Annotated in this window: 7 protein-coding genes and 1 pseudogene; 4 read left to right on the top strand and 4 right to left on the bottom strand. The window is 44.3% G+C overall.

Annotation, left to right across the window (positions count from 1 at the left end):
* The first annotated feature begins 233 nt into the window (after positions 1 to 233).
* A complete protein-coding gene (locus O9332_RS03000) occupies positions 234 to 1751 on the top strand; it encodes a methyltransferase regulatory domain-containing protein (RefSeq protein ID WP_002762546.1) in 1518 nt (505 codons plus the stop codon).
* A 419-nt stretch (positions 1752 to 2170) separates the two neighbouring features.
* On the opposite strand, the gene O9332_RS02995 is transcribed toward O9332_RS03000, so the two are convergent.
* Complete coding sequence (locus tag O9332_RS02995; RefSeq protein WP_002762547.1) at positions 2171 to 3289, bottom strand: peptidylprolyl isomerase; 1119 nt, start codon at positions 3287 to 3289, stop codon at positions 2171 to 2173.
* A gap of 423 nt (positions 3290 to 3712) precedes the next feature.
* Here O9332_RS02995 and O9332_RS02990 point away from each other — a divergent pair, with 423 nt between their 5' ends.
* Entirely contained in the window at positions 3713 to 4873 is a 1161-nt protein-coding gene (locus O9332_RS02990) for a 2,3-diketo-5-methylthiopentyl-1-phosphate enolase (RefSeq protein ID WP_002762548.1), read from the top strand.
* 274 nt (positions 4874 to 5147) lie between these two features.
* Here the strand turns inward: O9332_RS02990 and serS are convergent, their stop codons facing one another.
* A complete protein-coding gene (serS, locus tag O9332_RS02985) occupies positions 5148 to 6431 on the bottom strand; it encodes a serine--tRNA ligase (protein ID WP_002762549.1) in 1284 nt (427 codons plus the stop codon).
* Positions 6432 to 6738: 307 nt separating this feature from the next.
* On the opposite strand from serS, the gene O9332_RS02980 reads away from it, so the two are divergent.
* Positions 6739 to 7341: a M23 family metallopeptidase gene (locus O9332_RS02980; RefSeq protein WP_002762554.1), complete on the top strand. Its 603-nt coding sequence runs from the start codon at positions 6739 to 6741 to the stop codon at positions 7339 to 7341.
* A 110-nt stretch (positions 7342 to 7451) separates the two neighbouring features.
* Entirely contained in the window at positions 7452 to 8414 is a 963-nt protein-coding gene (locus tag O9332_RS02975) for a glycosyltransferase family 9 protein (protein ID WP_002762556.1), read from the top strand.
* 62 nt (positions 8415 to 8476) lie between these two features.
* On the opposite strand, the gene O9332_RS02970 is transcribed toward O9332_RS02975, so the two are convergent.
* Positions 8477 to 8986 (bottom strand): YceD family protein, encoded by a 510-nt coding sequence (locus O9332_RS02970; RefSeq protein ID WP_002762558.1) that lies wholly within the window; start codon positions 8984 to 8986, stop codon positions 8477 to 8479.
* 37 nt (positions 8987 to 9023) lie between these two features.
* Positions 9024 to 9206, bottom strand: a pseudogene (locus O9332_RS02965) (hypothetical protein); the annotation flags it as partial.

Genomic DNA, 9206 nt, shown 5'->3' with positions numbered 1-9206 from the left:
AAAACGCAGGAAGATTTGGTAAAAGAGACTGTCAGTTTTCACGAGAAATCTCGCTTCTAGGGTTTATTGGCAGTTGCCGAATTGTTTGGCTAAACGGTTAATACTCTAGTATTAATAGACATTGTATAATTTTTTCTCCTTGCTGTCACCAACAAAAATCTAGGGGACATGGCTCTTTTGCTGTATAATCAAGTCTTAATTTTAGGAATTGTCATTATATTTGAGGAAAATCTATGAGTTGGACAGAAGGATATGTATCGGAAGTTAACTACACTAGCGGCTTTTACGGCGAGTTAAGTCCCCTAAAATTAGGTTTAGCGACTCTGATTAAATCGATTCAACCCCCCGATTCTAGCCAAGAATTTACCTATTGTGAATTGGCCTGTGGTCAGGGTTTTACCACGAATATTTTAGCGGCTACCTATCCCCACGCCCAATTTTATGCCAATGATTTCAATCCTAGCCATATCGCCACAGCTAGAGATTTAGCGGCCAAGGCGGGAATGAAGAATATTCTTTTCTTTGATGATAGTTTTGAGGAATTTTTAGAGCGAGATTTACCTCAATTTGACTTCATCAGTCTGCACGGAATTTATAGCTGGATTACTGCCAGAAATCGCCAAGCAATAGTTGATTTTATTCGCCGCAATCTCAAGGTGGGGGGATTAGTTTATATCTCCTATAATGCCCTTCCGGGTTGGTCGGCGGCGATGCCGATGCAAGCTTTAATGTTACGTCATGGTCAACACAGTTCCGAGTCAATTTTAACCCGCATTGAACAGGCTCTTAATTTTACGGGAGAATTATTAGAAGCTAATGCTAGTTATTTTGTCCAAAATCCAATTTTAAAAAGTCGTTACGAGCGCCTGAAAGACCAAAATCGTTATTATTTAGCTCACGAGTATTTCAATCAGGAATGGAATTCTTTTTACTTCGATGAAGTGGCGAAAGAATTAGAGGATGCTAAACTTAAATATGTGGGTTCCGCCCATATTAATGATCATATTGATATGGTCAATCTCTCCCCAGCAGCCCAAGAAAAATTAGCAAAAATCAGCGACCCAATCTATCGGGAAGTAGTGCGAGATTTCTTCGTTAATAGCCAATTCCGTCGTGATATTTTTAGTCGAGGCTCTTTAGGTTTAACCAACCAAGAACAGCTTAAACAACTACAAGAAACCCGGTTTGCTCTACTTGTTAATCCCGCAAATATCAAGTTCGAGCAGCAGTTCCCCGTGGGAGAAGTTAAGTTACAGGAGGCAATTTATCAGCCAATTTGTCAGGTTTTGGCGGAATCTCCCCAAACTTTACTGCAACTACAAAATCACCCCAAAACCTCAAATATTAACTTAAATGGTCTTTACCAAGCTCTCGTGATTTTAACTGGTATTGGCTATATTCATCCTGCTGTGGATGAGCAAACTTGCCAACAACGGAAACCATCTACTGATGCTTTTAATAATGCAGTGAAAGCGAAAGCAGTCTATAGTGAGGAATTAAGCTTTTTAGCTTCTCCTTTGATTGGGACTGGAGTAGTGGTCAATCGTTTAGAACAATTATTCCTCTTGGCTAAATCCTCTAACCAAGATGCCGTACAATTTGTTTGGCAAATTTTGGCAAGTCAAGGCAAAAAAGTGGTTAAAGACGGGAAAACTTTGGAAACAGAGGAGGAGAATATTACTCATCTGAAAACAGTGTACGAGGAGTTTAGTAAAGAACGTTTACTAACATTGCAAAAACTAGGTATTTAGTAAATACTAAGTAAGTGATCTCATTGTAACCGGCTACTTAGATAGGTGGTGCTTTACGACGGATTTTTACTTTCTACGTTTTACTACTTAGTTGATGATAGGTGGTGCGTTACGACGGATTGTTGCCTTCAAGTCAAAGCAGTAATTTTTGCCGTCTAACGCACCCTACGTTTTACTTAGACGGATTTTTACCTTCAAGTCAAAGCAGGAATTTCTGCCGTCTAACGCACCCTACGTTTTACTTAAATGGTCGTTAACACAGTAACATCTACTAAGTGCCTTGCTTTCACTAGCGGGGAATATTGACCCCGATAATTGCCACTTTTCTGGGGTATGGGGGGAAGCACCCAGAATCTGAGATGCTTCCCCTATCTCGACTAATTTTTTGCCTTGACAAGACCTAGTTAAAAACCCCCACCCTAGCTAGGTTGCACGAGATTATTTAAGCCATAAACCACTTTAGCGGTGATAATCTTATCCTTATCGGTAAGTTCTTCTAACACCTCTTTTCCCTCGACTAAATAGCCAAAAACCGAATAACGACCATCCATGAGATTAAACCCCGGAGGAGTTAATTCATTATCGAATTTAAAGAAAAAGAATTGCGAGGAACCTCCGTTAGGATTAGTATCCGGACGCGCCAAGGCCAATGCACCGAAAGCGTTAAAAGGTAAGGCGAGACTGGGTAAGTAAATCCCTAATTCTTCGAGAGTATTGCCATAAACTGGTTCTTCTTCCCCTTTAATCAAAATTTCTAAGGGAATAGAGCGATATTGCTTAGTTTTCGGGTCAATAAATCCCTCTTCTGCACCGACGGGATCCCCAGTTTGGACAACGAAATTATCTTCGCTGCGAATGAAGGGTAAACCGTCATAAAAACCCCGTTGGACTAAATCCACAAAGTTACCCCCATTAACCGGAGCGCTGTAACCATCGACAACGATAGTTAAATCCCCTTTGGTGGTCTGCATCTCTACGGTGGCACGTCCTCGCAATTGCGGCAAGTTAGCGTATTCCGGGGGAACGTTAAAGGGAAAACCCACCACCATTAATTCTTCTAAAGCGGTGATATTATTGAGCAATTCCCGTCTGGTTGACCAAACTGCCTCTTTATCCTTCGCTTCTACGGCCGTATCGAGGGATGCCACTCCCGTTTTCAGTTTTTCGATTAATTCCTCTCCTTGGCTTTTACTTGCCTCGGGAACACTATCTAAGATAGCGTTGCTTTTGGTAGAAAGGGCATAATTGGCATCCTTGACATCTTTTTTAATCGGACTCCAACGTTTGGCCCGCAGATGTTTGGCAATATCTTCGATCGATTGTTGCACTTGACGAATTGGTTTATTATCTATGGGTAAGGCATTGCGTAAAATAGCAGTGGGATCCGTTACCGCGTCACCCTGAGCAAGCACAGCTAAAGCAGGAGCAGTCCCCTTAACCGTGAACAGACTTAAGATTAAAAATAGTGCTAGGGCGATACTAGCACCGCTTTTTAAGAAAAATTTGCCCGATTCCCGTAATCTTGTCTTTATTTTCATATTTTGGTCGGTTCCTCAATGGCTATACCTATCCAAAATACTTGTAGGCTTTTAGGGGAACCCTTGTCAATAGCTGAGAAAACCGATCGAAGTCATCAGTTATCAGTTATCAGTTATCAGTTATCAGTGATCAGTTAAGTAGGTAGGTGGAATTAAATATAAGATGAACGTAGAACGTAGGTTGGGTTGAAGCATGAAACCCAACGCCCGCTCATGTTACGCTACCGCTAACCCATCCTACAAATAATTGTGCCTCCCCACTTATCAGTTATCAGATGTGAGTTTTCAGTTCACTGATTACTGTTTACTGTTTACTGGACGGCTACGCCGTGCCTTTGGCAACACTGAAAAAAGCTCCCCACTTCCCCAATTCATAATTTATAATTCATAATTCCCACTCCCTTTTTTATCTTTTGACTTCTTATGACTATAATTGTCGATTATCGCTTTCCTCCCGCTATTAATGCCGAAAAACAGGCAAAAACGATCGCTATCGGTCAAACCGCTGGCACTTGGAGCGATCGCCACAGTCATCGTCAAGAGCAGCTGCAACAACACCTAGGGGAAGTGGTGGGGATCAGGGAGGAAGCCGACGGTTATAAGGTGGCTAGGGTGCGTTTTCCCCAGATAAACGTTGAAAATGACATCGCCAGTCTTTTAACCATGATTTTCGGCAAATATTCCATGGCTGGAGCCGGAAAAGTGGTGGGGGTGTACCTCCCCGAAAACTACGGCACAAAAGCCAAGGTGGGAATCACAGGAATTAGGCAACGTTTGGGGGTTTATGATCGACCTCTAGTCATGGCAATTTTTAAACCCGCTTTAGGACTATCGGCGCAAGATCACGCCGATATCCTGCGAGAAGTGGCTTTTGCTGGCTTAGACGTGATTAAAGATGATGAAATCATGGCGGATCTTCCCGTGGCTCCCACCCACGAGCGCCTAGATTGTTGTCGCCGGGTTTTGGAGGAAGTGCGGCAGCAAACCGGCAGAAATGTTCTCTATGCGGTCAATGTCACTGGAAAAGCGGACGAATTGCAGAGAAAAGCCCGTTTATTAGTGAAACATGGGGCTAATGCCCTGTTATTAAACGTTCTTACCTACGGTTTTTCCGTTTTAGAAGCTTTAGCCAGTGATCCAGCGATCGATGTGCCTATTTTCGCCCATCCTGCCTTTGCTGGAGCGATGTGTGCCGGTAGCGATACGGGATTAGCCTATTCTGTGGTTTTGGGGACGATGATGGCCCACGCAGGAGCCGATGCGGTGCTATATCCCGCCGCTTACGGTAGTTTACCCTTCGATCCCCGGGAGGAAGGCAAAATTCGCGATATTTTGCGCGATAGAAACGTTTTTCCGGTTCCCTCGGCCGGTATTCGTCCAGGTATTGTTCCCCAGGTCCTTGGGGATTACGGACGTAATGTTATCCTCAATGCGGGAACCGGAATTATGGACCACCCATCGGGACCGGCCAGTGGTGTGAGGGCTTTTTTTGAAGCTTTAGGGAGAGTGGAAGCGGGTGAGTCTTTTGATCCCGCCAATTTGCCTGAAGGAGCCTTAAAACAGGCAATTCTAGAGTGGGGTTAAGCTCAATTCTTTCAATGCACTATATAGTGTTTGCGGCAAAAAGTTTTTCTTGGGGGCAGGGTGTGGGGTGTGGGGTGTGGGGTGTAGGGTTTTACCGATTTTCAGGTGGTCAACTACCCAATTTTCAGGGAAAAAGTACCTGAATTTTCCCCCTGATCACTCCCATATCCGGTACTTTTTGATTGACAAAAGGTCTAAAAGTCTTACCCAACAAGGTTTTTAGATTTATTCAGCAAACCCTATATAGACATTTTGTCAAGCATTTTTAGAAAATTTAACAAATAACTTCCCGTTTTAGATAGGGTTGCAGCACTTCTGGCACTTTTACCGTCCCGTCTGCCTGTTGATAATTTTCTAGAACAGCGGCCATAGTACGACCGATCGCCAATCCCGAACCGTTGAGAGTGTGGACAAAATTAGTGCCTTTTTGTCCTTTTTCTTTAAAGCGAATATTTGCCCGTCGTGCCTGAAAGTCTCTAAAATTAGAACAACTGGAAATTTCCCGATAGGTATTAGCCGAAGGTAGCCACACTTCTAAGTCATAACATTTAGCGGCCGCAAAACCCAAGTCACCGCTACACAATTCAATCACCCGATAGGGCAACTGTAAAGCTTGCAGGATTGCCTCTGCATTAGCGACTAAACTTTCGTGTTCCTGAGCAGAATCGTCAGGATGGACGATTTTGACCATTTCCACCTTATTAAATTGATGCAAACGGATCAAGCCCCTCGTATCCTTGCCATAGCTGCCCGCTTCTCGACGAAAACAGGGAGTATAGGCACAGTGTTTGATCGGTAATTGCTCCGATGAGAGGATTTCATCGCGATAGAGGTTAGTTACAGGTACTTCTGCCGTTGGTGCTAACCAAAGCTCATCATCTCGACATTTAAAGCTTTCTTCCGCGAATTTCGGCAGTTGTCCCGTCCCGCGCAGGGAGTCACTATTAATTAAAATTGGCGGTAAAACTTCTGTATAACCGGCGACAATATGGCGATCGAGCATAAAATTAATTAAAGCTCTTTCTAGGGCTGCCCCGAGCGCGATAAGATTAACAAAACGACTCTGGGCGATCTTTACTGCCCGTTCAAAGTCTAAAATGCCCAATTTTTCCCCAATTTCCCAGTGAGGCAAAATATTCGGGTTGGTGGGTTTATATTCCTCTCCCCAGCGTTTGACTTCGACATTTTCCCGTTCATCCTTACCGATGGGAGTGGTTTCACTGGGTAAATTGGGTAAATCTAAGATTTTTTGGTCAATGGCCGCTTTAATCTCTTTTTCCTGCGGTTCTAATTGAGCTAGTTTACTTTTAATCTCGTTTCCTTCTGTTTTCATTGCCAAAATTTCGGGACTGTTGACATCGCTGCCACTTTTAACTTTTTGTCCCACCAGTTTACCGATTTCGTTACCCCGGGCCTGTAAACTGCTGCGTTCTTGCTCTAAAGCCTTCTGTTGTTGATTTAACTGGAGAATAGGGGCAATATCATAACTCCCTCCCCGACTATCTAAGCGTTTCTGTACTTCCTCTGGATTTTCTCTAATTTGCTTTAGGTCTAACATGGTAAGTGGGTGGGTGGAATTAAATATAAGATGAACGGAGAACGTAGGTTGGGTTGAAGCATGAAACCCGACGCCCGCTCATGTTACGCTACCGCTAACCCATCCTACAAATAATTGTGCCTCCCTACTTACAAGTCAGTAAAAAATAAAAATTAAGTGGGGGAGTCGGGGAATTGGCAGCCTGAGGGGAAATGTTGTCAACTGCTAACCAATCGTCAATAATAACTCAAAACATAACTAAAATATCGGTTAAAAGCCGCCGGTAAAATTAGCGGTATATTGAATTGTGGTGTTTGGAGTAAGTCTCATGCTCAAGTATCTGCCTGTTAAATTCCTGCGTTTTTTAGCGATTAGCTGTCTTGTAACGTTAATTTCTCTAGGATTTGACCGTTTACACCCCGTTAAAGCTAATCCCACCCTCATAGCTCAAAATGCTTGGGCCGGGGCCTCCTTCCCCGTGGAAAACTTTCAAACCTATACCTCTGGTTTCGGTTATCGTTCCTCTCCCATGGATGGCAGTCAACAATTTCATGCCGGCTTAGATCTGGCCGCACCCTTGGGCAGTTATATTCGCAATTGGTGGACCGGCAGAATCGTCGAGTTATCGGATCATACAGGCTGTGGCACCATGATTAAGATGCAATCCGGTCAATGGACACATATTTATTGTCATCTCATGGGTTCGGTTCAATCCGATAGCCGCGGTACTTTTTTGATTGATAGGTCAGGGGGAATCGTCCTTACTCTCGGTCAGGATATACCGGCAGGGGCCCGCATGGCTAGAGTGGGAATGAGCGGACGCACCACCGGACCACACCTGCACTGGGGACTGATGTACGGCAATCAATACGTTGACCCCGCTTTGGTTTTAAATGCTATGTACGGTTCTAATCCTTCGGGTAATAGTTAAGAGAATCTGCGATCGCATTCTGTTGGGAAAAAACATCGCTGCCCGGATTTAGTGAATAACGAGGGACACTGCTAAAATTAAGCTGATCGATTCAGGTATATCCAGATAAAATGCGAATATTAACCCTTGTACCGGGAGGAATTAGCAATCAACTGCTGTTTTTTCCCACTCTAGAAACCCTCCAGCAAACTTACCCCCAAAGCAGCATTGATGTTTTGGTCGAACCTAGAGCAAAGGCTGCCTATCGTCTCTGTCCCCAGGTTAGGGAAGTGCTTTTATTTGACTATCGAGATCAGTACGGATTAGCGGATTATTTAAATATTTTGGGAGTAATTCGGGACCGGGAGTACGAAATCGCCATTAGTCTCACCAATCGTCCTGCTATCAACCTTTTACTCTGGTTAAATGGTGTTCTTAACCGTATAGGCTATGAAAATAATGGCAGCTGGTTCTTATCGCAACAAGTACCCCAGCCAACGGAAGGCTATCTAGCGGATAATTATCACGCACTGGTCAAAGGGTTAAAGATTGCCGCACCCTGTCCACCTTTAAAAATAACATTGAATCGGGATGATATCGATTGGGCCCAAATGGAGCAGCAACGCCTCAATATCAAGGATAGCGGCTATATTCTCCTCTACGCCGGCGGTAGCGATCTGAGCATCAGCCAAGGACTGGAAACGCTTTATCCCCTAGAGAGTTGGCTAGAAATTATCCAAGGCATTCGCCATCAACAACCGGAGTTGCCAATTGTCGCAATCCAGGGAGAACTAGATGAAGCTTGGGTTTTAGCCCTCAAAGCCATGGATAATAACTTAAAAGTGTCCAGAACGGGCGATATCGGTAAAATGGCGGCTATGATCGCCGGTGCTAATTTATTATTAGCTACCGAAAGTGTCCCTTTACAGTTAGCCGTGGCCGTGGGAACCTATACCCTCTCTCTGCTGGTTCCTTCGTTGTCTAAGAGAGTTTTACCGAGTGGGGGAGAGCTACATCGATATATTGAAGCTAATACGGGAAAAGTCGCCGATATTACCCCCGAAACTGTCCTGAAAAAGATTTGGGGCCAGTAAAAAATCGGGTTTTGATCGCTTTTCTCTGGGATCGAAACCCGAAAAAAAATCAGCATCAAAGCTCAATTTTGCGATTGAGATAACTGACTTTTCAAGGATTCTAGGGAGGCCCAACGACCATCGATGGCAGTCTTTTCCGGAAGAAGAAAATCGGGTGGTTGACAATTGGCTCCGCAGAGTTGACGGGGGGGTAAAGTTAGACATAACTGCTCGTATAACCACATTTGCGGGTCAAAATCCCCGTTAGGATCGAGGGTTTCCGAGAGGTCTTCGTAGGCTATTTCTCGCTCTAGAGGATAGGAGCTATCGTAGTCTTTATTTTTGTCTAGCCAGATTAATTCGGAAGTGTTTAATTGCAGACGATGATTATATTGTTGTAAACAGCGATCGCAGGTTAAAGTGACGATGGTTTCCGCTTTCACCGATACTTCCAAAAAATTGCCCCCATGTCTAACCAACAAGGTTCCCCGCACCGGTGTCAAGGTTTCTAGACCGGGGATAAAATTATCGGTGATAATCACTCTTTGTCGATCAGGAGATTTGAGGAGGTGGGGGATAAAAATAGTTTCCATAGATAACTCCTGTATCATTTATCGGGTGTCAACTGCGTTAGCGAGTAACGCCACCATAATTGCTCGGTGACAATCTTTCCTTTATCAGCTTATCGCAGCCCTCGCCTCTAGAGACATAGACCAGTCCTAGACTGTGGGGTGTGGGGTGTAGGGTGTGGGGTGTGGGGTGTAGGGTGTAGGGTGTGGGGTGTGGGGTGTAGGGTGTGGGGTGTGGGGTGTG

This window comes from Microcystis sp. LE19-10.1B, from assembly GCF_027530565.1.
GTDB lineage: Bacteria > Cyanobacteriota > Cyanobacteriia > Cyanobacteriales > Microcystaceae > Microcystis > Microcystis aeruginosa.
The sequence above is the reverse complement of the archived record's forward strand: the minus strand, read 5'-3'. Positions and strand labels throughout refer to the sequence as shown.